This is a genomic window from Capnocytophaga cynodegmi DSM 19736 (assembly GCF_000379185.1).
GTDB lineage: Bacteria > Bacteroidota > Bacteroidia > Flavobacteriales > Flavobacteriaceae > Capnocytophaga > Capnocytophaga cynodegmi.
Map to the genome: position 1 here is coordinate 107736 of NZ_KB900736.1, position 21981 is coordinate 129716.

Below are 21981 nucleotides of genomic sequence, written 5' to 3' on the forward strand. Positions count from 1 at the left end.
AAATTACATATTTTTAAAAGACAAATTGTAAGGTGCAAGTTTTCAATATCCTACACCTTACAATTTCAAAATTATAAATCATTACTTAAGTAATATACTTCTGAATTTATCTATGTTTTTCAGGGTAATTCCAGTTCCGCGAACTACTGCACGTAATGGGTCTTCCGCTACATAAACTGGCAAATCAGTTTTTAGAGAAATTCGCTTATCCAAACCTCGTAACATAGCCCCGCCACCAGCCATATAAATACCTGTATTGTAAATATCTGCAGCTAACTCGGGAGGCGTTTGTGATAGAGTTTCCATAATAGAATCCTCAATTCGTAAGATGGACTTATCCAATGCTTTTACCATTTCGCGATACGAAACTTGTACTTGTTTGGGTTTACCCGTTAACAAATCACGCCCTTGTACCATAATATCATCTGGCGGAAGGTCTAAATCTTCTGTTGCTGCACCAATAGTTATTTTAATATTTTCAGCAGTACTTTCTCCAACATATAAGTTATGTTGAGTACGCATATAATGAACAATATCAGAGTTGAAGATATCACCTGCAATTTTCACGGACTTATCACAAACAATTCCCCCTAAGGCAATTACAGCAATTTCTGTGGTTCCTCCTCCAATATCAATAATCATATTTCCTTTTGGTTGCATAATATCCAAACCAATCCCAATAGCTGCAGCCATTGGTTCGTGAACAAGGTAAATGTCCTTACCATTTACACGCTCACACGATTCGCGTACCGCACGTGTTTCCACCTCTGTAATTCCCGATGGAATACAAACCACCATACGCAACGAAGGAGAAAAAAAGCGTCTTTTCAATGCGGGTACACTCCTGATAAGCATACTAATCATCTGCTCGGAAGCATCAAAATCAGCAATTACTCCATCTTTCAACGGTCGGATTGTTTTAATATTAGGGTGTGTCTTACCTTGCATCAAACGAGCTTCCTTACCTACTGCTATAATTTTGTGCGAAGTTCGGTCTTGAGCTACAATTGACGGGCTATCAACCACCACCTTATCATTATGAATAATTAATGTGTTTGCAGTTCCTAAATCTATTGCTATTTCTTCTGTTAAGAAGTCAAAAAAACCCATATTTGTGTAGTTGTATTAAAGATAACTTATTTGAAATCAATCATTTATAAAAACAAAACTATTCTATTTATGCGACTGCAATTTTATAAAAAAAAAAATGTTTTTCCAAACAAAATTCAATTTAATTCTTAAATTCACAAAATAGTATTTTAAATCATAAAAAAATGTTATTTTTGCTGTCAGAGTTAAATTTTTAGCTTAGAAAAACTATGAAATCTCCAAAAATAACACTAAAAATAATTTTAGGGTACCTTCTATTAACCTTAACATCTGCGACAGTTACTGTTGTTACTTACAAAGAAATCCAGAAGCTAACCGCCTCAGAAAATATAAATGAATCCAACAGAGATAAAATTCTAAAAATTGGTAGGATACTAACTCTTATGAATGAAACAGAGAGTGCTGGAAAAATCGCAATCCGTACTGACGACGAACAGGCTCTTCAATCCTTTCTTAAAAAAAATCATATTCTGGAGGATAGCATTATTAAATTCAGGGAACATATCACTTCGGAAAAACATTTACAAATGCTTGATACTGTGCAGATGTTACTACAATTGAAAAGTAAAAATCTTCAGGAACTAAAAGTTATTCAACGTAGTGATATTTCATCAATTACCATTCGTAATGCTATTAAAAAACTTTCGAGTTTGGAACCTTCATTGGGGCATTTCTTGTTGAATGACAACATAGTAACAAACCAAGAGCGAATAGGTCCTAAGATAGATTCAACGGATACACAACCCGATATATCCTCCATCTTAAAACGATACAAGGACATCAAAATTCCTCCTACTCGGAATCAGTCAAAATTTGATGAAACCGTTATGGAGACCTTGAAATTGTTGACTAAAGTCTACAAAGAAACTCAAAAATCTAAGTATAAGCAAAATGAAAAGATTCAAACTCTTTGGCACAATGACAACCGTATGTCAGAGAAAATCAGTGATTTACTTTCCGATTTTGAAGAAGATATCCTGAAAAGCTCACAGGAAATTAACTACGAACGCCAAATTATTTTCAAAAAAAGTAAATCTTTTCTAATTTCATCTTATATTTTTGCTATTATAGTGACGGTTTTGCTCTCCTTTATCATAATTAGAGACTTTTGGAAAATTCAAACGTACCGACAAGAACTAGAAACAGCAAACTTGAAAACCAATCGTTTGTTAAAAAGTAGAGAACAACTCGTATCGATGGTTAGCCACGACTTACGAACACCACTAAGTTCCATCATAGGTTATTCGGAATTGCTTAGTAAGCAAGATATTACAGAAAAAAGTAAGAATTATCTATCACATATTAAATATTCTTCAGAATATATTCAAAAATTGGTCGATGAGTTGTTGGATTATTCAAAATTAGAAGCTGGAAAAATCACTATACAAAAAGTTCCTATAAACATAGCCGACACCATCAAGGAAGTATCTGATAATGTGAAATCTATATTCAAATCAAAACCTATTACCCTTTCCATCGAAATTTCCGATACAATTCGTAATAGCAAATTTACAAATGATTCATATCGTATCAGACAAATACTTTACAATCTGATTTCCAATGCTTTTAAATTCACTGAAAAAGGAGAAATTCGCATTAAAGCTGAGGCAAAACCTTTCACGGATAAGGCTTCTGAAATCATAATTTCTGTTACTGACTCTGGAATTGGTGTAAAAAAAGAGCAACAAGCACATATTTTTGATGAATTTACACAAGCTAATACAGATGTCTCAAAACGTTATGGAGGCTCAGGATTGGGACTACATATTTCACAAAAATTGGCTCATTTACTTAAAGGAAAAATAACTCTTGAGAGTGAGGAAAATGTAGGAAGTACATTTACTTTTCGTTTTGTATCTGAAAAGGTTGTTGAAAATCAAAAGAATATTTCACAAAAATGGATTTCTGACAAAAAACCTAACGAAATTAGAATTCTAGCCATTGATGACGATGTGACTATTTTGGGACTCATTCAGGAATTATTACAACAAAAGAGTATAGAAGTAATTCCTTTCAGTAACGGAAAAGAAGCTCTCTTCAAGATGAACAACCTCAGTTTTGATATGGTCATTACAGATATTCAGCTTCCTGAAATGAATGGTTTTCACTTTGTTACGTTATTCAATGAGAAATATAAAGATAATCCAATTCCTGTGTTAGCCATCACTGGAAGAAAAGATGTCCCTGAGAGTTTCTATACTCAAAACGGCTTTTCAGGAATATTACCCAAACCTTTCACACCTCAAAAATTTTACGAAAAATTGAACTCATTTTTCCCAAAAATAGAAGTAAACGAAGTAGACTTCACACCTCCTTCAACTGTTGATTCTACAAAGTATCGTCCTGAAGTTTTGGAACAATTTATGGGTGATGATAAAGAAGGTATAATCGCTCTTTACGAAAACTTTATAAATGACTCTATAAAAAACATTTCAGACTTAAAACGTTTTGCAAATATTAGAGAATATGAACATATCCGAGCTATTGCTCACAAAATGTTAAGTATGTTCGGACAGATAAATGCCAAAAGAGAAGTGGAAATATTAAGTTTTTTGAACAATATTTCAGAAAAAAGTGACATTCTGGAACTACGTCTAAAAATTGATGATTTAGAAAACCTTTTTCAAAAAGAATGTAAAGTAGCTATTGAGAAGTACTGTAATGACTGATAAGAAATTAAAAATCCGAATTTTATTAATGAAATTCGGATTTTTATATTTATTGAAAAGATAATTAATCTTTCATACGTTCTACATACGTTCCTTTTTCTGTTTCTACCTTAATGCGGTCTCCCTCATTAATAAACAACGGAACATTTACAATTGCTCCTGTTTCCACAATAGCAGGTTTTGTAGCATTAGTTGCTGTATTTCCTTTTACCCCTGGCTCAACGTGCGTAACGGTAAGTATCACACTGGCAGGCATTTCCACAGAAAGAGGTGATTCATCTTCTGCATTAAAAATAATCATTACTATTTCTCCTTCTTTTAATAATTCAGGATTTTCCAACATATCTTTGCGGATATTTACTTGGTTGTAATCCTCAGTATTCATAAAAACAAAATCGTCTCCCTCCTCGTATAAATATTGAAAAGAGCGAGTTTCTACACGCACATCATCAATTTTATGTCCTGCAGAAAATGTATTATCAAGAGTTTTTCCTGTTGTAACGCTTTTTAATTTGGTACGAACGAAAGCAGGTCCTTTTCCTGGTTTGACGTGCAAAAATTCGATTATTTTGTAAATGTCGTGATTAAAACGGATACATAATCCTTTTCTAATATCTGCTGTTGTTGCCATCTATATAATTAATTTAAACTTTTATTTTTCAAGAATATTAAAAACTTCATCATAAAATAAGAAAGTACGATACTGCTACATACTTCCCCCTGTATAACCTTTCATCACACCTCGAGAAGAATTACGAATAAAATCAAGAATTTCATCTCTCTCAGGAGTAGCCTCCATTTCCGCTTCTACTATGGAAAGTGCTTGTGTGATATTGAAATCTTTTTGGAAAATAATCCTGTAAATGTTTTGTATCTCTCTGATTTTTTCTGGTGTAAAACCTCTTCTTCGTAAACCAACAGAATTTATCCCCACGTATGAAAGTGGCTCACGAGCTGCCTTTACGTAAGGAGGCACATCTTTGCGAACTAAAGAACCTCCTGTCACAAATGCGTGACTACCAATAGTGGTAAACTGCTGAACTGCAACCATCCCTGCTAAAACCACGAAATCCCCAACCGTAGTATGTCCTGCTAAAGTTGTATTATTTGAAAATATACAGTGATTCCCTACAGTACAATCGTGAGCGATATGACTATAAGCCATTATCCAGCAATTTTCTCCTACCACAGTTTTCATTTTGTCAATCGTCCCTCTGTTGATTGTAACACACTCTCGGATAGTTGTTCCATCTCCAATAATGGTAATAGTTTCCTCATTCTGAAACTTTTTATCTTGAGGAATTGCGGAAATTACCGCTCCAGGAAAGATTGAACAATTCTTGCCAATTCTTGCTCCTTCCATAATCGTAACATTAGGTCCTATCCAGGTACCCTCACCAATTTCAACATTATTATGAATGGTTGAAAATGGTTCTATCACCACATTCTGAGCTATTTTCGCACCAGGGTGTACGTAAGCCAAAGGTTGATTCATCGCTTTTCCGAATTATTTAATTTTTACAATTTGAGCCATCAACTCAGCTTCAGTTGCCAATTTTCCATTTACATAGGCATACCCTTGCATATGACAAATACCCCTTCTAATAGGAGTCAAGAGTTCTAACTTAAAAATAAGTGTATCACCAGGCATTACTTGAACTTTGAACTTAACGTTATCTATCTTCATAAAATATGTCAAGTAATTTTCGGGATCAGGTACTGTACTCAAAATCAATACGCCTCCTGCTTGAGCCATCGCTTCAATTTGCAAAACCCCAGGCATCACGGGAGCCCCAGGAAAATGTCCTACAAAGAAAGGCTCATTCATTGTTATATTTTTCAAGCCAATAACGTGTTTGTCCGAAAGCTCAAAAATTTTATCCACTAATAAAAATGGCGGACGATGTGGCAAGAGCTTCATTATATCATTAACATTCAGCAATGGAGGTTGATTTATATCAATTGAAGGAACGTTATTTCTACGTTCATTTTTAATAATTTTCGACAATTTTTTAGCAAACTGTGTATTAGTAAAATGACCTGGTTTTGTGGCAATTACCTTTCCTCTTATGCGTGTACCGACCAAAGCCAAATCTCCAATTACATCAAGGAGCTTATGTCGGGCAGCCTCATTGGAATAATGCAAATTCAAATTATCTAAAATCCCGTTTGGCTTCACAGAAATATCCTCTTTATTGAAGATTTTTTTCAACTTTTCCATCGTCTCTTCCGAGATTTCTTTATCTACATAAACGATAGCATTATTCAAATCTCCTCCTTTAATCAGCCCGTGGTCAAGAAGCATTTCTAATTCGTGTAAAAAACTGAATGTTCGTGAATTAGCAATCTCATCTTTGAACTCAGAAAGCTTATTCAGATAAGCATTTTGTGTACCTAAAATTTTAGTACCAAAATCAACCATCGTAGTTACTTGGTATTCATCAGAAGGAATTAGGGTAATTTCACTCCCTGTTTCTTCATTCACGTATGAAATTACTTCTTTTACAATGTATTCCTCACGCGGAGCGTCTTGTTCTTGAATTCCTACCTCTGATATAGCCTCTACAAAATACCTTGCCGAGCCATCCATAATTGGTGGTTCTGAAGCATTTAATTCAATTATAACATTATCCAAATCCATTCCCACAAGAGCTGCCAAAACGTGTTCACAAGTTTGTATTTTGACACCTTTTTTCTCCAGAACGGTACCTCTTTCGGTATTTATCACATAGTTAACATCTGCCTCAATCAAGGGAGACCCTTCCAAATCCACTCGAACAAAAGTATATCCGTGATTTACTGGAGCTGGTTTTAATGTCATTTTCACATTCTGACCCGTGTGCAGACCTACTCCTTCTAAACTAATTTGGTTTGCTAAAGTATTTTGCTTTACCATAAAATTTTATTTATCTTCCAAATATTTTTTTTCAATATCTAAAAATCGCTTCATCAATGTAGGTAATTTTTTGAAAATCACATACGATTTATTATAATCAGAATATCCTATTGCTGGCGCTCCTTGTAACACTTCATCGTCTTCTACATTTCTGATAACACCCGATTGTGCTTGAATCTTCACTCGATTTCCTATATTCAAATGCCCTACAATTCCTACCTGACCTCCAATCATACAACTCTCTCCTATTTTCGTAGAACCTGCTACTCCAGTCTGAGCTGCAATCACTGTATTCCTCCCAATTTCTACATTGTGAGCTATTTGTATTTGATTGTCTAATTTTACACCTTTACGAATAATTGTTGAACCTAAAGTGGCTCGGTCAATGGTACTTCCTGCACCTATATCAACGTAATCTTCAATGATAACGTTCCCGATTTGCGGAACTTTATTATAGAATCCTTCCTGAACTGGAGCAAAACCAAATCCATCAGCCCCTAATATAACCCCAGCGTGTAATGTACAATATTTGCCTATAATTGTTTCGGAATATATTTTACAACCTGCAAATAAAGTGGTATTATCACCAATGGTGACGTTATCACCAACATAGGTATTTGGATAAATTTTTACATTGTTACCAATAACCACATTTTCTCCAATATAGGAAAAAGCACCAACATACACGTCTTGCCCTATTTGTGCTGATTTTGAGATAAATGAAGGGTCTTCAATTCCTTTCTTATTCAACTTTATCTGATTATAGTATTCCAATAGCTTTGAGAAAGCCGAATACGCATCATCTACTTTTACTAGAGTAACTGAAAGTTCACTTTCCGCCTCAAAAGTTTTATTAACTATTGCTACAGAAGCCTCTGTGGTATATATGTAGTTTTTATACTTCGGATTTGCTAAAAAAGTAATGCTTCCCGCCTCACCTTCTTCAATTTTTGAGAGTTTGTACACCTCTACATCAGGATTTCCTTCTACTTCTCCGTGTAGTATATTTGCTATTTGTAAAGCTGTAAATTTCACCTTTATTTCTTTAAATTATTGAAAATAAATATTATAGAAAATGAAAAAATATTTTTCTTTTTGTAGTGAAAATGATATTTTTGGTTTTTCCGCAACAAAAATAGAAAAATAATTTAAAAGAGCATTAAATATTACTTTTTTTAGGCTTTATCTATTGTGAATTATAAACATTCTGCAATTTAGAACTTCTGTTTAAAAAACTTATTAGAAAGGATAATTAATACCTATATTATAAACCAGATTTTTCAGAGAAACATCTGTAAACCAACGATTCTTCATCGAATTTGCAGGATTGTATATTCTGTTAGCAACATCTAATCGAAAAACAAAAAAACCAAAATCATACCGAAGTCCCAAACCTGAACTTATTCCTATATCTTTCAATGAAGAAAAATTCTTAAATTTATACGAATCAAACGAAACATCATCAAGAACATTCCAAATATTACCCGCATCGGTAAAGATAGCTCCTTTAAATGCTCCTGCTATAGGAAAACGGTATTCCAAATTTAGTGTAAGTTTCATATTAGCTTCATTATAATCCAAAATAGATTCACTACTTCCTGGCCCTAAGCTATATGCTCTCCAACCGCGATTATCACTCGAACCTCCTGCAAAATAACTTTGTGAAAACGGAACATTTTTTGAATTTCCATACGGAATAGCAACCCCCAGAAAACTACGAAAAGCCAAAGAACTTTGCTCCCCTATAGGCCAATGCTTGATGTAATCAATTTCTGTTTTTATAAACTGTGCATACTCAACTCCTAAAAATTTTCTTGGGTTATTACCTTCTTTTACAACTCCATACAAGCTCGAAAATAAATTCAGCAGACTACCAGCACTTTCTAATTTCACACGAAATTGTGAAAAATCTCTCTGAAAAAATTGCGAATTATTATTGAATATATAGGTAAAACTTGTTGAAAGAATGAAATCATTACGTGTAAGCCTTTCTTGTCTTTGTCCTATACTCAAAATTGGCGTTATATCTTCCTCATTAAGAGTTACTTTTTGATTAATTATATCATTAAAAAATCCTGAAGTACCTCTCTCCACAATCAAATTTCCTTCACTATCCCAGTAAGATGGGTCAAGTGTATATTTTTTAGCTATCGTATTCAATCGGTCGTAGGTAGACCTATAAATATTGAAAAAATTACCTGGATTCAGATTATGCACATACTGAACGTTTAACAAATCGAGCACACTCTTGTCATTCCTCGGATTCCAAGAATATCGCAATACTCCCGTTACATTTTGCTTATCCAAACCAATATTCGTTTGATAACTTGTTCCCATTTGCAACATTGTTTGAGGAGTCATCGAATAAGGAATTATTTTAGAAGTGTTGAAAAGAAACACTATTTCAGGAAAAACTAACCGAATATCTCCGCTAATTTCTGACATATTAAAAAACCTCTTGTCATCTGAATTCCTTTGTGAAGCAAAAGTTCCTTGCAAATTCAGCTCCAATATTTCACTTCTTCTGAAGGCGTTTCTAGTTGCAAATGAAGTCCCTAATGTAATACCAATTTGCTCAATTTCAGAACGTTTTATTTCGTTAGTGAGTCGAAGTGAAAATTTATCCAACGGAGCTAAGTATATATTCGCATCTAAACTTTTTTGAAGCGTATCATTTTTAGCATATTTGAATTCAATATTAGGATATTTGAAAATACGTAAATTGTTGATTTGCTTATACGTAAGCCCTCTATTTTCATCTGAATAAATAGCTCCTTTCTCCAAAGCTGAAGCCATTTTCAGGATACGAGGTCTGTATTTTAATTTGTCTTTATAAAATATAGTTATATCTTTATAAGAAACTGAATCCAAAGATTTTGAATCCATAGTGTAATCATAATCAGTAAAAATTCGGATGTTATTAAGGCGATGAACTTTATATGTTTTTTTAGTGATAATATCTCCATCACGTTCAATCAAATCATCGATAACAGTTGTTACATCAAGTTTTTGGTCTTTATTCTCCTGAATTGTATCACGCTCTATTTCAAAATTTATCGAACTTTGTTGGAATGTATAAAATCCATTGTTTCGGAACAATGAGCTTAATCGCGTACGTTCTTTATTAAAATCACTCAATTGATACGGATTTCCTGACTTCAGAAAACTTTTTTGCAAGTGCAAATTATACACCGAATCAATTTCTGATGAAGCTATAGAGGTTTTCAGAGTATCTAAATAATAACGTTCTCCTGTGTTAATGTGATAAGAAACTATAGCTCTTTTTTTCTTATTTTTAGGATTATAAATTACACTATCTTTTACAACAGAATTAAAATATCCGATGCTATTATGATATGATTTTAAATAGTTTACACTTGATTTTGTTTTTGAGTCATCTAAAATAACAGGAGCATCACCAATATTTTTCAATTGTCGATGTATTCCTGAAACAAAGAAAGATTTTTTTAGTCGTTCAACTTGTTTTTGTGATAATATTCTCTCTAAAGTATTATTCCACTTCGGGTGTTCATCAAGCCAATCTTGAAAATCTTTCTCAGGATTTGGCTTTGCTGCATTGTATATGTACAAACCTAAAGGCAACCCAAACAAAGCTGAATTTGGCTTTTGTAAAATAAAATTATTTATCTTTGCGTCTTCTGTTTTCTTATCATTTACGTAGATGGTATTTTCTTGAAGCAAATACGAATTTTCAGGAACTCTTTTCACTGCGTTACAGGCTGATAACAAAATAGATATCAACGCAAAAAGTAATATTTTAGGCAAAAATAATCTCACAAACTTTTGTTTTTAGGGCTCAAAAATACATATTTTTTATGGTTAGCAAAAATCAAATTAAACTTATTCAGAAGTTACAACAAAAAAAATATCGTTTTCAGCATCAAATGTTTATCGTCGAAGGCAAAAAATCAATTCTTGAGTTTCTGCATTCAAACTTTAATGTTGAACAAATTTTTGTTACAGAATATTTTTCCGACAAATTACCTAAAAGCAAAACAACTATTACCACAAAAGAAGAACTAAAAAAAATAAGCTCACTTAAAAACCCTGATGAAGGCATTGCTATTTTTAAAATTCCAGAAGAGCAACCCATTCATCATAAGGGACTTATATTAATTCTGGACGATATTCGTGATCCTGGAAACTTAGGAACCATTATTCGGCTTTGCGATTGGTTTGGTGTTCAACAATTAGTTTGTAGTGAACAAACAACCGATTGCTACAACCCAAAAGTTGTACAGGCTTCGATGGGTTCATTAAGTCGGATAAAAATACATTACACTGATTTACAAAACTTTTTAACCAACACAGCATTACCGATTTACGCAACAGCAATGAATGGTGAAAATGTACACCAAACCGTTTTTCAGGAAGATTTTATCCTCATAATGGGTAATGAAGCTAACGGGATTTCTGAGGAGATATTCAAATTTGCGACCAAAAAAATTACAATTCCACGTTTTGGGCAACTACAACAAACTGAAAGCCTAAATGTTGCAACCGCAACCGCCATTTTACTAAATGAAGCCAGAAGAGAAAAATAATCATACAATCTCAAAAATTCACTCTATCTATCATAAAAAATTAATTTTCTATGAAAAAAAATATTTCAACATTACTGTTTTCTTCCTTAATTTTTCTTTTTTTTGCAGCCGCTTGTAAAAATAAGGAGGAACAACCCAGCAAACAAATGAAAGAAAAAAACAAAAAAGTAGTCTATCAGGTATTTACGCGTCTTTTTGGCAATACCAATACAAACAACAAACCTTGGGGAACAAAAGAAGAAAATGGTGTGGGTAAATTTTCGGATTTTACCGACAAAGCTCTGCAAGAAATTAAAGATTTAGGAGCCACACACATCTGGTTTACAGGCGTTCCTCATCACGCTTTGGTGGGTGATTACAGGGCTATTGGGGTGTCTGACGACTCTCCCGAAGTGGTAAAAGGACGTGCTGGTTCGCCCTATGCCGTGAAAGATTACTACAACGTAAATCCTGATTTGGCTGACAATCCCGAAAATCGCTTAGAAGAATTCAAGGCCCTGATTGAGCGTACCCACAAAAACGGACTCAAAGTAATCATCGACATTGTTCCCAATCACGTGGCTCGTAAGTACGAAAGTATCTCAAAACCAAACGGAATCAAAGGTTTTGGGGAAGAAGACAACACTTCTGTACAATACGATGTGAACAATAATTTTTACTACAACCCTGGTGAAGCCTTTGAAGCACCTAATTATGTCGAAGGTTATTTGCCTTTGGGGGGCGAATCTTTCACTGAAAAGCAAAAATTTCACGAATTTCCGGCAAAATGGACAGGCAATGGTTCACGCAAATCCAAACCTGACTTCAATGATTGGTACGAAACCGTAAAACTTAATTTTGGTATCCGTCCCGATGGCACAAAAGATTTTCCCGAACTTTCCGACGATTTCAACGACAAGGATTACAAAGCACATTTTTCTTTTTGGGAAGGAAAAAACTTGCCCAATACGTGGATAAAATTCAGAGATATTGCACTTTTTTGGCTTGATTTAGGAGTAGATGGATTCCGTTTTGATATGGCAGAGATGGTTCCCGTAGAATTTTGGAGTTATCTGAATTCCAACATTAAAATGAAAAATCCTGATGCTTTTTTGTTGGCAGAAATCTACAACCCGAAAGCCTACCGTGATTATATTCGCAAAGGAAAAATGGACTATTTATACGATAAAGTACAATTGTATGACACACTTCGAGGGATTATCTCACACGGACGCACCACCGATGCTATTGCTCCCATACAGAAGGAGTTATCGGATATTTCAGAAAATATGCTTCACTTTTTAGAAAATCACGATGAGCAACGTATCGCCTCACCTGAATTTGCTGGATATGCCAAAAAAGCAAAACCCGCTATGGTGGTTTCTTCTCTCATTAGTGATGCACCCGTAATGATATATTTTGGACAAGAAGTGGGCGAAAAAGGAGCAGAACGAGGCGGTTTTGGTAGTCCTTCTCGTACTTCCATTTTCGATTATGTAGGCGTTCCCGCACATCAACGTTGGGTAAATAACAAGCAGTTTGACGGAGGGCAACTTTCTGAAAATGAGAAACAACTTCGTGATTTCTACAAACGTTTACTTAATTTGAACGTAAACGGATTTTATGCTGACATACACGAACATAACCGAAAACATACCGAATTCTACAATGATAAAGTGTATGCTTTTGTACGAGGCGATGAAGAAAATCAGTGGATTATTGTTGTGAATTTTAGTGATACGGACGCATTTGGATTTGATTTGCAAATTCCTCAGTTTGTAGTCGGAAGTTGGTTTTTAAACGACGGGGCGTACACCACAACTGATGTCCTTTATGAAAGCCAAAAAACAATCCTACACGTTACCAACGGACAAGGAAAAATGCGTGTGGATATTGCTCCGTTGCAATCACTTGTGTTTAAAATTTCAAAAAAATAAGAATAAAAAATAAAGCAAGAAATAGTAACCAAGATGTAAACCATAAGTACAGCTTTTTCATATCAGTTTCTATCTGATGAAAGGAATATCTTAGTTTCAAATCCCACAAATAGTACATTTTTTACGGAGTGTCACGTAAAATCAATCTGTGTATATGTACTTTTTGTGGGAACATTTTTTTAAAGAAATATAAATTCTAAATAAATCATAGAAAACATATAAAAACATTCTGGTTGAACTTTATTTCTTATTTAAAAAAATACGAAATAATCTTATTTCAAATAGTTATAACGATGCAATAACTTAAAACAATCGTATTTTATAAAATTGTAACGATACAATAGTGCAAAACAATCACATTTTACATAATTGCAACAATACAACAACGCAAAACATCATTGTTTTATTCAATTATCACATATATTCGAGCAAAAAAATACTCTTTTGTGATATATAATCTCACAAAAGAGTAAAAACATACAACTTGAAATATATTTCTGCTAAAAAATTTTCACATTCTTTTAAAACGATTATGCGTCCAAAGGTAATACTCTGGTTGTTTATAGATTTGCCTATTCAATCGCTCAAAGAACATATCAGTTATTTGATAGTCAGTAACTTGAGTAGGATTTTCCGATAAAATTTCGAAAGTAGTTTGATAATATCCTCGCTTTATTTTTTGAATATTTGCAAACAAAATCACGGTATTGAGCTGTTTGCCCATTCGTTCTGCTCCTGTAAATACAGGGACGCGAAGTCCTAAAAAAGGTCGACGATAACTTTTAGCGTTGTTAGGCACTTGGTCAGCTGCGAAACCATAACAACAAATCAGCCCATTATCCTTATGTTTTTTCATTTCAACACTTGCTCTGTAACGCGAAAGGAGAAAACTTTTATGCTTCATTCGTACTTTCTGAACAAGTCGGTCAAAATATTTATTACTCAGAGGCGTGTAAAGTGCGTAAGGTTTGTGTTCTAAATAGTACGCCAGTGAAAGTAGCCATTCGTAACTTGCATAATGTCCGCACATTAGAATGACACTTCGGTTTTGGATATTTTTATCTTTGAATACTTCCAGATTGGTATAGGTCATTCGTTGTTTCATTTCTCTTTCAGTCATTCCGTAAGATTTTATCATCTCAAGGAATATATCGCAAAAGTGTTTGTAAAACTTTTTCTCTATACTCAATAATTCGGTTTGGGTTTTAAAAGGAAAAGCAGTGTTCAAATTCTTCCGAACAACTTTCACCCTGAATTTAAACAATTTATACACTATAAAATAAGCAAAATCCGATACAACATACAATAATCTAAAAGGTAATTTTGAAAGTATCCAAATAATCGGATATGCTATTATATATACGAATAAATCCATTTATATCAAAAATTTCTGCAAATATACTTATATTTGTCCGAAAAAAATTGGTGTATGGGAAATTTAAGTTTAGCAACTCTTGCTATAATTATTGCCAACGTATTGTTTTCGATGCAAGGTTTCAAAGATTATTCCTTTTTTAACAAATACAAATTTGGCATTCGTGAAGTTCAACGTGGTGAATATATGCGAATGATAACCAGTGGTTTTCTTCATGCTGATTGGCAACATCTTATATTTAATATGATAACATTGTTTTTCTTTGCCGATGTTGTCATCGCCTACGCGGGAATTACGCATTTTGTACTCGTTTACGTACTTTCCTTAGTTTTAGGAAATTTGTTTGCGCTGTTCTTCCACAGAAACGAACCTTATTATACTGCGGTTGGAGCAAGTGGAGCTGTTACAGGAATTCTGTACGCTTCGATTTTGTTTAACCCACAAATGATGATTATTGTTTTTGTAATTCCGATGCCTGCATATATTTTTGGGATTGGTTATTTGTTATATTCAATTTATGGAATGAAGTCACGTACGGATAACATAGGTCATTCGGCACACTTTGGAGGGGCTGTAGGAGGGCTTATTTACGCTCTTGCTTACCAACCATCGTTAATTAACAGAGAACCTTTATTAATTGTAGGAATGTTAGTCCCTATTGCATTGCTGTTTGTTTTTCGCAAAAAGATTGAACGATAAGCCATATTTTACAATAAAACGATTTAAAATAATTATATTATGAAACCTTATTTATTATTATTTTCATTAGTATCCACTATGATTTCAGCACAATCTATCCCAATGGTAAGCGTAACGGGCGAAGGCATTACTTACGCAACTCCTGACATTGTTAATATTTCACTAAGCATTAAAAATGAAGGCAATGATGTAAAATATTTGAAGCAAAAAAATGGAGAAGCCATTGCAAAAGTTATTCAAATTCTTACCAATGAACTACCTTTGGAAAACTTCCAAACCAGCCACATTTCATTAGAAAAATATTATGATTTTAATACAAAAACCTATAAATATTATATATCGCAAGGTATTAACATAAAGCTGGAAGATATCAATAAATACGAATCTTTAATGGAATCTATCTTTGAATCAGGTGTAAATCAGATAGATAATGTTTCTTTTGATGTAAAAAATAGAGAACATTTTTTGCGTGAAGCTAGGCTATTAGCTGTAGAAGACGCACGACAAAAAGCACTTTTTTATGCGGTAAGTTTAGACCAAAATATTGGAAAAGCACTTTCTATTAGTGAGTTATCATCAAACTTTAGTATTCCTCGTAATGCTGAATTTATGGCTTTAAGAAAAGAAAGTGGAAATCCAAAAGAAACTTTAGTTGTTGGAACTATCGCTATTGAAGCTAAAATCAACGTAAGTTTCGAGTTATTAAAACAGTAATTTTTTAATTCTACTTTTATTTTATAAAGATTTTTTTACATTTATTTTCACTCTAAAAACGTGTAAATACCTTTTAATCTTTACATTATTATTCTATAATTGAAACTCATTTCTTATGAAGCAATATCTTTCTAATTTTCGTTTTTTTCTCGAAAAGTATGGCTTTGCAGTTTCTTCTCGTTTATCCGAGAAATTAGGAATACGAGCCAAAGATGTTCGGATATTTTTCATTTATGGGACTTTTGCTACGCTTGGAGCTTGGTTTGGAGTATATCTTTTATTAGCTTTTTTACTACGTATCAAGGACTTATTTTACACTAAAAGGAATTCTGTTTTTGATTTATAAATTTCTTTTCCATAATATATCATATAAAAAAATCACATTTTTATCAATTTTATTTTCAGTGTCTAGCATTTCCGCACAAGAGCAACCTAAACCTGTTAAAAATCCGCTCGTATCTACAGAATTTTTGGTGAGCAACAGAGACGTTGCTTTTCTGACCACCATCAAAAAGCTACAAAGCGTACCCAAATTAGGCTTCTTCGGAGTGACCAATATACTCAGTGAATGAGATAATAAACCCATCAAAGACTATATGATTCAGGCGAATGTGTCTTATCAAGTGGTAAAAGGAGTGGATGTGATTGTAGGATTTCAGGCAACTCCTCCAGGCGGATTTCGTCCTTCGGCGGGAATTATCTATTCCTATGCCAAGCCTGATTTGTTGTTTGTAGTGAACCCTCGTATAGATTTGACCAAAAACGGAACTTTTGAAACTTTCTCATTGGTAGAATACCGACCTAAAATCAATGACAACTGGCGTTATTACAGTCGTTTACAAGGGGTTTATGTACAGACTACCGATTTTGAACACCACGCTAGAAGTTATATAATGGCAAGATTAGGCGTTATTTATAAGGATATTAATTTCGGACTGGGAACCAATTTGGATTGGTATGGTCCTGCAAAAAAATACCACGGCAGTGTAGGTGTTTTCGTAGGAGCAGCCTTGTTTTAGGAAATACTTTATAAAACATTCAATATCAAGGCTCTTATTATTTCAATAAAAAATACTAAAAATCAGATGATTATAGCAATTGTCTGATTTTTTTAAAAATATTTGGTTTATAAAACAAACTAATTTATATTTGTATCATTAAAGAGAAGTATTTTTTTGAAAACTTAGTTTGTAAAATAAACTAAATCAAAAATCAGATAATCAATAATATAAATATAAAAAAATGAACACAATAGAACCAAACGCTTACAGAAAAGCTGAAAAACGAGTAAAGAAACTCAAAAAATTCTACCATCATTTGGCGACTTATGTTGTAGTCAATACCTTCCTTGTCGGACTGAATCTCTATCAAAATCCCAATCATTTATGGTGTTTGTGGGTGATTTTCGGCTGGGGTATTGGGCTGGTTTCGCACGCTTTTAAAGTATTTGCCCCTAATATTTTCTTTGGAAAAAATTGGGAAGAACGCAAAATCAAAGAGTTGATGGAGAAAGAGAAAAAATAATATTTTTTTATCTTTTTACTTTATAAAATAAATTAAATTATATTTGTAACCTATTTAAAACTCAATAAAAATGGAACAATTACAACCCAGTGATAGCCTAAAAATCATTCAAGAGGTTATCAACCAACGCAAACAAAAGTACGAACAAAACGGATTTTTCTTTATCTTTTGGGGTGTACTCATTATGTTAGCAGGAACTATACATTTCCTGATGTATCAATTTGATTTTCAATTTAATAAATCGGGACTCGTGTGGCTTATTTTGATGCCTTTGGGATTTATTTTTACCTTTGTTGCCAAAATGCGAGAAGGCATAAAAGCCGAAAAACAAGGTAAAAGCATCGACTGGATGGACTGGATTTGGCTCGTAGCGGGAATAGGTGCAATGGTGGGCGGATTTACACAATCTTCCAAGTGGATTATTGTACTGATATACCTACCTTTTGCAATGGCTTCTCTGGCAACGGCATTACAGCTGAAAAACCGACTTTGGATAGGTACCTCGCTTATCTCTTTTATACTGGTTTACAGTACTTTGTTTATCAATTATGGATATTACACCATTTTGATGACCGTAATTTTGGCAGCCTTGTTGTTTTTAATTCCGGGGATTCAGTTGCATTCGGATTATAAAAAAAGAAACAAAAATGTTTAAAAATTTAAATCCTCTTTTGCATTCGCAGTTGCGGTTGGCGATAATGTCGCTTTTAGTTTCAGAAGAAAAGGCAGATTTCAATCGGATAAAAGAAGTGACTCAAGCTACTTCGGGTAATATCAGTGTGCAGATAGGTAAACTCGAAAAAGCGGGATACATCAGCATAACCAAATCATTTAAAGATAATTATCCCAACACGGAACTCACCCTTACCGCTCAAGGCTTAGAAGCCTTCGAGGAATATGTAGAGGTGCTGAAAGGGTATTTGAAATAATTAACTATTTAAAGAAAACTATACTATGTTATTAGGTGTGTATTGGTTTTATGGTTCTCCTGAAGGTTTGTACAAATTTGATTTTTTCAAATTTCATAAAGGTTTGGGAGGGTTTGTTAACAAATGTGCTGAATTAGAAGCTTTTGTATTCGTGGAAAATTCTAATGGATTGGTTGAGGAACTTGAAGAATTCTCAAAGCAAAATCCTTGTTTTTTGCATGTAAAACAAAACGGAATTTTTTTTAGTATACAAACTTTTGATTATTTCCTTTTTGATTACACTTTGGAGATTTTGGTTTCCATAGAACAACAAATTTTAAGAAAAAGAAATGCAAAGTTAGCCAAAGAAGAAATTATCTTCAATGCAGAATCTATAAAAAATTTCAATAATTATGAAAACTACTTTTCCACAGTAAAACATAATTTCATAAATATAGTCTCTTCTGACGTGAATAAGGACAATTCCCAAGTCATTTCTGCTCGTATAGATTGTAATTTGCTGAGTAAGTTCAAAAATGAGTTCATCAATGAACTAGTTTCTATTTGTGAAGAAGAAAATATTAATGTTTTCTATTTTTATGAATCAGAATATTACAATTACACCAATTTAATGTTATTTTTTACTAATGGTAGATTATTCAGAAATAAAATTATTAATGTAAACATAGAGTCTCTTGAAGATAAGATTTTTCAAATGGTACATAAATACAATATTCAATTTAAGCATTTAGGAGATTCCAAATATTATCCCATCTACCATAATAGAAGCATTAAACTTATGGTAGACCAAGATTATATCTTATAATAACATACCAACATAATAGCAATGCACAAATACAACAGAACAAAACGCTAAAAAAACACAAGAAAGAGTGAAAGCGCCCAAAGGTTTTTACAACAATCCATTTTCCTCATTATAATCAACTTGTTTTTGGTTGGGGATTTTGGTTGGCTTTACACGCTTTTAAAGTATTTACCCCTGATATTTTCTTGGGTAAAAATTGGGAAGAACACAAAATCAAAGAGTTGATGGGGAAAGAGGAAAAACAATAGAATATTATTTTTTTAATCAGCTTCACTTTCTAGCTGGTTTTCTTTCTTTTATTGGACATATCTTCGTGTTTTTCAGCAATTTCCGAAGGCTGTTTCGCATAATCTACTTCCCTTTCCTCTATGATGACACGAACAGAATAACTACTTGGTTCTATGGGAGTTCCGTACATTTCCGAATAGTTTTTGGTAAACACTGCTCCGAAATAAAGTATGATTGCCGAATAGTAGACCCATACCAACAAAACCAAAACAGAACCTGCCGCTCCGTAAACATCTAATTTAGCGGTATTTACTAAATAATTCCCAATTACAAATTTACCCAACATAAACAAAATAGAAGTAAATCCTGCCCCAATGAGCGTATCCTTCCATTTTAACTTCCCGTCAGGTAAGGTCTTGAAAATGAAGCTAAATATAATCGTAACTATCGAAAAAACAATTGCAATATTAAAAATCTGAGCAAGATAAACTGAATTCTCCGAAAACATTCGTGATAATTGTTTGAACAAAATATCAATAAATGTGTTTATTAACAAACTGACTAACAGCACAAAACCCAAAGCTCCAATCATCGCAAAGGAAAGCAATCGGTTGATGATAATGCGTAAAATTCCCTTTTGAGGTTTGGCTTTCAGTTCCCAAATATAGTTTATAGAACTCTGAATTTCAGCAAATACCGCCGAAGCCGTAAAAATAAGTGTAGCGATGCTTATCCATTGGGCTATCCTTCCCGAATCGTCAATTTGTATGTTGTCGATAACGGATTGAATTTGCAAAGCCGATTTTTCTCCCACTAAATCAGCAAGTTGGTGGAAAAATTCGGACGAAACTTGATTGGCATCGTAAAACAATCCCACCGATGAGATGATTAAAATCGCCAATGAGGGCAATGCGAAAATCGTGGAGTAGGACAAAGATGCACTTAGTTTCAGACAGTTATCTTCCAAAAATTCGAATGCTGTTAGTTTGAAAAGTTTGAATATTTTATGGCTTGTAATTTTTTTTATCATAGTGATTTTTCCTATATTTTCTGTTTTAATTAATATTCAACGAATTATATTCTAGCGGACAAAGATAGGGATTTTGAAAAAAATAAAAATCCCAAAACTATTTTTATCCAAAAAAACAGATAAATAACCACTCATAAATAGCTAAAATTTCAAAAATATCATTTATTATATCATCTAAATCATCAAAATTAACAATAATATGCATTTTTTGAAGAAATCTTCCTTTAAGGAGAAATTCTATCTTTTAGTTAAAATAATTATCTTTGCCCAACTTCAATAAGAATGGCTAAAAAGAAATTTTACGTAGTTTGGAACGGGCATCAAACAGGTATTTTTACATCGTGGGAGCAGTGCAAAAAGGCTGTGGAGGGTTTCCAAGATGCTAAATATAAGGCTTTTCCCTCTCTGGAACTGGCTCAAAAGGCTTTTTCTGAGAGTTTTGATAATTACAAAGGTAAAACGTTTTTTAAATCAGAACTATCTGAAAATGAATTAAAACAAATCGGAAGTCCGAAAATTCCTTCCGTTGCGGTAGATGCTGCTTGTAGTGGAAACCCCGGTGTAATGGAATATCGAGGCGTTGATACACAAACCCAAAAGGAACTTTTCAGGATTTCGCCAATGCAAGGAGGTACAAACAATATAGGCGAGTTTCTGGCAATTGTTCACGCTTTGGCTTTGCTCAAAAAACACAATCAAACTACACCCATATACTCTGATAGCCAGATTGCTATCAACTGGATAAGACAAAAAAAATGCAAAACCAATATCACGAAAAACGACAAAAACCATAAAATTTTTGAACTGATTGAACGTGCCGAAATTTGGTTACACGAAAACACTTTTCCAAATCATATCCTAAAGTGGCAAACCAAAGCGTGGGGCGAAATTCCTGCTGACTTTGGGAGAAAAAACAATTAAAAAAATCATCACAAATAGCCTTGTATCCGTTTTGTAAATCCATTTTACACAACGGATTTTTTAATGCCTCTTCCCTATCATATTTTCTTTCCTTTTCTTAATTATAATCACCCTCTAATGAGTTTTTAAGTTAATAAATATGACCTCTGAAGTGGTTCAGATGACCTCTGAGATGGTAATTATGACCTTTGAGGTTGTTCAGATGACCTCTAAGATGGTAATTATGACCTTTGAGGTGATAATTATAACCTTTGAGGTGGTAATTATGACCTTTGAGATACTAATTATGACCTTTGAGGTGGTAATTATAACCTTTGAGGTGGTAATTATGACCTTCGAGGTGGTAATTATAACCTTTGAGGTGGTAATTATGACCTTCGAGGTGGTAATTATGACCTTCGAGGTGGTAATTATGACCTTCGAGGTGGTAATTATGACCTTCGAGGTGGTAATTATGATTAAAAAGACTATCCCAAATAGTTATTCAATATTAGTTATTATCATAAATACTTTCAGAAACAATTTATAAACCATATCGAATATCAAAAAAATATTTTATATCTTACTTAAAATCATATATTTTACAAAAATAATATCTAT

General features: G+C 33.3%; 23 protein-coding genes. 14 read left to right on the forward strand and 9 right to left on the reverse strand.

The features are described 5' to 3' along the window. Positions 1-81: 81 nt before the first annotated feature. Positions 82-1110, reverse strand: a complete 1029-nt coding sequence (locus YW9_RS0110500; RefSeq protein WP_018280126.1) for a rod shape-determining protein — start codon at positions 1108-1110, stop codon at positions 82-84. 209 nt (positions 1111-1319) lie between these two features. On the opposite strand from YW9_RS0110500, the gene YW9_RS0110505 reads away from it, so the two are divergent. Continuing rightward, on the forward strand, positions 1320-3779 hold the full coding sequence (locus YW9_RS0110505; protein ID WP_018280127.1) for a hybrid sensor histidine kinase/response regulator: 2460 nt from the start codon (positions 1320-1322) through the stop codon (positions 3777-3779). 64 nt (positions 3780-3843) lie between these two features. Here the strand turns inward: YW9_RS0110505 and efp are convergent, their stop codons facing one another. The 5 genes from efp to tamL form a co-directional block, all read right to left on the reverse strand. Beyond that, the gene (gene efp / locus YW9_RS0110510) at positions 3844-4410 is read right to left on the reverse strand and encodes an elongation factor P (RefSeq protein WP_018280128.1); all 567 of its coding nucleotides are present in this window, start codon (positions 4408-4410) and stop codon (positions 3844-3846) included. A gap of 75 nt (positions 4411-4485) precedes the next feature. Beyond that, complete coding sequence (gene lpxA / locus YW9_RS0110515; protein WP_018280129.1) at positions 4486-5274, reverse strand: acyl-ACP--UDP-N-acetylglucosamine O-acyltransferase; 789 nt, start codon at positions 5272-5274, stop codon at positions 4486-4488. A gap of 12 nt (positions 5275-5286) precedes the next feature. Next, positions 5287-6675 (reverse strand): bifunctional UDP-3-O-[3-hydroxymyristoyl] N-acetylglucosamine deacetylase/3-hydroxyacyl-ACP dehydratase, encoded by a 1389-nt coding sequence (locus tag YW9_RS0110520; RefSeq protein WP_018280130.1) that lies wholly within the window; start codon positions 6673-6675, stop codon positions 5287-5289. 6 nt (positions 6676-6681) lie between these two features. After that, the gene (gene lpxD / locus YW9_RS0110525) at positions 6682-7710 is read right to left on the reverse strand and encodes a UDP-3-O-(3-hydroxymyristoyl)glucosamine N-acyltransferase (protein ID WP_018280131.1); all 1029 of its coding nucleotides are present in this window, start codon (positions 7708-7710) and stop codon (positions 6682-6684) included. Positions 7711-7914: 204 nt separating this feature from the next. Then, complete coding sequence (gene tamL / locus YW9_RS0110530) at positions 7915-10473, reverse strand: translocation and assembly module lipoprotein TamL (RefSeq protein ID WP_026193979.1); 2559 nt, start codon at positions 10471-10473, stop codon at positions 7915-7917. Positions 10474-10511: 38 nt separating this feature from the next. On the opposite strand from tamL, the gene YW9_RS0110535 reads away from it, so the two are divergent. After that, complete coding sequence (locus tag YW9_RS0110535; RefSeq protein ID WP_018280133.1) at positions 10512-11240, forward strand: TrmH family RNA methyltransferase; 729 nt, start codon at positions 10512-10514, stop codon at positions 11238-11240. Positions 11241-11386: 146 nt separating this feature from the next. Continuing rightward, positions 11387-13156 (forward strand): alpha-amylase family glycosyl hydrolase, encoded by a 1770-nt coding sequence (locus YW9_RS0110540; RefSeq protein ID WP_026193980.1) that lies wholly within the window; start codon positions 11387-11389, stop codon positions 13154-13156. A gap of 511 nt (positions 13157-13667) precedes the next feature. Here YW9_RS0110540 and YW9_RS0110545 read toward each other — a convergent pair. Further along, positions 13668-14531, reverse strand: a complete 864-nt coding sequence (locus YW9_RS0110545) for a lysophospholipid acyltransferase family protein (RefSeq protein ID WP_018280135.1) — start codon at positions 14529-14531, stop codon at positions 13668-13670. Positions 14532-14585: 54 nt separating this feature from the next. Between YW9_RS0110545 and YW9_RS0110550 the strand changes: the two genes are divergently transcribed. The 3 genes from YW9_RS0110550 (at position 14586) to YW9_RS0110560 (ending at position 16290) form a co-directional block, all read left to right on the forward strand. Further along, on the forward strand, positions 14586-15230 hold the full coding sequence (locus tag YW9_RS0110550) for a rhomboid family intramembrane serine protease (RefSeq protein ID WP_018280136.1): 645 nt from the start codon (positions 14586-14588) through the stop codon (positions 15228-15230). A 39-nt stretch (positions 15231-15269) separates the two neighbouring features. Next, positions 15270-15944 (forward strand): SIMPL domain-containing protein, encoded by a 675-nt coding sequence (locus tag YW9_RS0110555; RefSeq protein ID WP_026193981.1) that lies wholly within the window; start codon positions 15270-15272, stop codon positions 15942-15944. A gap of 115 nt (positions 15945-16059) precedes the next feature. Further along, entirely contained in the window at positions 16060-16290 is a 231-nt protein-coding gene (locus tag YW9_RS0110560; protein WP_018280138.1) for a hypothetical protein, read from the forward strand. Here YW9_RS0110560 and YW9_RS13705 read toward each other — a convergent pair. Next, the gene (locus YW9_RS13705; RefSeq protein ID WP_235697825.1) at positions 16285-16530 is read right to left on the reverse strand and encodes a hypothetical protein; all 246 of its coding nucleotides are present in this window, start codon (positions 16528-16530) and stop codon (positions 16285-16287) included. The genes YW9_RS0110560 and YW9_RS13705 overlap by 6 nt on opposite strands. A gap of 10 nt (positions 16531-16540) precedes the next feature. Between YW9_RS13705 and YW9_RS13710 the strand changes: the two genes are divergently transcribed. The 6 genes from YW9_RS13710 to YW9_RS13715 all read left to right on the forward strand — a co-directional run bounded on the left by YW9_RS13710 (position 16541) and on the right by YW9_RS13715 (position 19450). Further along, complete coding sequence (locus tag YW9_RS13710) at positions 16541-16963, forward strand: hypothetical protein (RefSeq protein ID WP_018280140.1); 423 nt, start codon at positions 16541-16543, stop codon at positions 16961-16963. A 223-nt stretch (positions 16964-17186) separates the two neighbouring features. Further along, positions 17187-17468 (forward strand): 2TM domain-containing protein, encoded by a 282-nt coding sequence (locus YW9_RS0110570; protein WP_018280141.1) that lies wholly within the window; start codon positions 17187-17189, stop codon positions 17466-17468. Between the two features lie 70 nt (positions 17469-17538). Continuing rightward, a complete protein-coding gene (locus YW9_RS0110575; protein WP_018280142.1) occupies positions 17539-18123 on the forward strand; it encodes a hypothetical protein in 585 nt (194 codons plus the stop codon). Further along, a complete protein-coding gene (locus YW9_RS0110580) occupies positions 18116-18397 on the forward strand; it encodes a winged helix-turn-helix domain-containing protein (RefSeq protein ID WP_026193982.1) in 282 nt (93 codons plus the stop codon). Before YW9_RS0110575 ends, YW9_RS0110580 begins: the two co-directional genes overlap by 8 nt. Positions 18398-18422: 25 nt before the next feature. Beyond that, positions 18423-19202 (forward strand): hypothetical protein, encoded by a 780-nt coding sequence (locus YW9_RS0110585; RefSeq protein ID WP_018280144.1) that lies wholly within the window; start codon positions 18423-18425, stop codon positions 19200-19202. Between the two features lie 143 nt (positions 19203-19345). Then, positions 19346-19450 carry a 2TM domain-containing protein gene (locus tag YW9_RS13715; protein WP_018280145.1) on the forward strand — a complete coding sequence of 35 codons (105 nt, stop codon included), beginning with the start codon at positions 19346-19348 and terminating at the stop codon, positions 19448-19450. Between the two features lie 29 nt (positions 19451-19479). On the opposite strand, the gene YW9_RS0110595 is transcribed toward YW9_RS13715, so the two are convergent. Continuing rightward, positions 19480-20460, reverse strand: coding sequence for a YihY/virulence factor BrkB family protein (locus tag YW9_RS0110595; protein WP_155848770.1), 981 nt, complete (start codon positions 20458-20460; stop codon positions 19480-19482). Positions 20461-20742: 282 nt separating this feature from the next. Here YW9_RS0110595 and YW9_RS0110600 point away from each other — a divergent pair, with 282 nt between their 5' ends. Both YW9_RS0110600 and YW9_RS0110605 read left to right on the forward strand, forming a co-directional pair. Next, the gene (locus YW9_RS0110600; protein WP_018280146.1) at positions 20743-21381 is read left to right on the forward strand and encodes a ribonuclease H1 domain-containing protein; all 639 of its coding nucleotides are present in this window, start codon (positions 20743-20745) and stop codon (positions 21379-21381) included. A gap of 139 nt (positions 21382-21520) precedes the next feature. After that, a complete protein-coding gene (locus YW9_RS0110605; protein WP_018280147.1) occupies positions 21521-21910 on the forward strand; it encodes a hypothetical protein in 390 nt (129 codons plus the stop codon). Positions 21911-21981: the final 71 nt, after the last annotated feature.

Bases quoted from the DNA above. Each gene is read 5' to 3' on its own strand.
- YW9_RS0110500 (WP_018280126.1), bottom strand. From the start codon at position 1,110: ATGGGTTTTTTTGACTTCTTAACAGAAGAAATAGCAATAGATTTAGGA.
- YW9_RS0110505 (WP_018280127.1), top strand. From the start codon at position 1,320: ATGAAATCTCCAAAAATAACACTAAAAATAATTTTAGGGTACCTTCTA.
- efp (WP_018280128.1), bottom strand. From the start codon at position 4,410: ATGGCAACAACAGCAGATATTAGAAAAGGATTATGTATCCGTTTTAAT.
- lpxA (WP_018280129.1), bottom strand. From the start codon at position 5,274: ATGAATCAACCTTTGGCTTACGTACACCCTGGTGCGAAAATAGCTCAG.
- YW9_RS0110520 (WP_018280130.1), bottom strand. From the start codon at position 6,675: ATGGTAAAGCAAAATACTTTAGCAAACCAAATTAGTTTAGAAGGAGTA.
- YW9_RS0110535 (WP_018280133.1), top strand. From the start codon at position 10,512: ATGGTTAGCAAAAATCAAATTAAACTTATTCAGAAGTTACAACAAAAA.
- YW9_RS0110540 (WP_026193980.1), top strand. From the start codon at position 11,387: ATGAAAGAAAAAAACAAAAAAGTAGTCTATCAGGTATTTACGCGTCTT.
- YW9_RS0110545 (WP_018280135.1), bottom strand. From the start codon at position 14,531: ATGGATTTATTCGTATATATAATAGCATATCCGATTATTTGGATACTT.
- YW9_RS0110550 (WP_018280136.1), top strand. From the start codon at position 14,586: ATGGGAAATTTAAGTTTAGCAACTCTTGCTATAATTATTGCCAACGTA.
- YW9_RS0110555 (WP_026193981.1), top strand. From the start codon at position 15,270: ATGAAACCTTATTTATTATTATTTTCATTAGTATCCACTATGATTTCA.
- YW9_RS0110560 (WP_018280138.1), top strand. From the start codon at position 16,060: ATGAAGCAATATCTTTCTAATTTTCGTTTTTTTCTCGAAAAGTATGGC.
- YW9_RS13705 (WP_235697825.1), bottom strand. From the start codon at position 16,530: ATGGGTTTATTATCTCATTCACTGAGTATATTGGTCACTCCGAAGAAG.
- YW9_RS13710 (WP_018280140.1), top strand. From the start codon at position 16,541: ATGATTCAGGCGAATGTGTCTTATCAAGTGGTAAAAGGAGTGGATGTG.
- YW9_RS0110570 (WP_018280141.1), top strand. From the start codon at position 17,187: ATGAACACAATAGAACCAAACGCTTACAGAAAAGCTGAAAAACGAGTA.
- YW9_RS0110575 (WP_018280142.1), top strand. From the start codon at position 17,539: ATGGAACAATTACAACCCAGTGATAGCCTAAAAATCATTCAAGAGGTT.
- YW9_RS0110580 (WP_026193982.1), top strand. From the start codon at position 18,116: ATGTTTAAAAATTTAAATCCTCTTTTGCATTCGCAGTTGCGGTTGGCG.
- YW9_RS0110585 (WP_018280144.1), top strand. From the start codon at position 18,423: ATGTTATTAGGTGTGTATTGGTTTTATGGTTCTCCTGAAGGTTTGTAC.
- YW9_RS0110595 (WP_155848770.1), bottom strand. From the start codon at position 20,460: ATGATAAAAAAAATTACAAGCCATAAAATATTCAAACTTTTCAAACTA.
- YW9_RS0110600 (WP_018280146.1), top strand. From the start codon at position 20,743: ATGGCTAAAAAGAAATTTTACGTAGTTTGGAACGGGCATCAAACAGGT.
- YW9_RS0110605 (WP_018280147.1), top strand. From the start codon at position 21,521: ATGACCTCTGAAGTGGTTCAGATGACCTCTGAGATGGTAATTATGACC.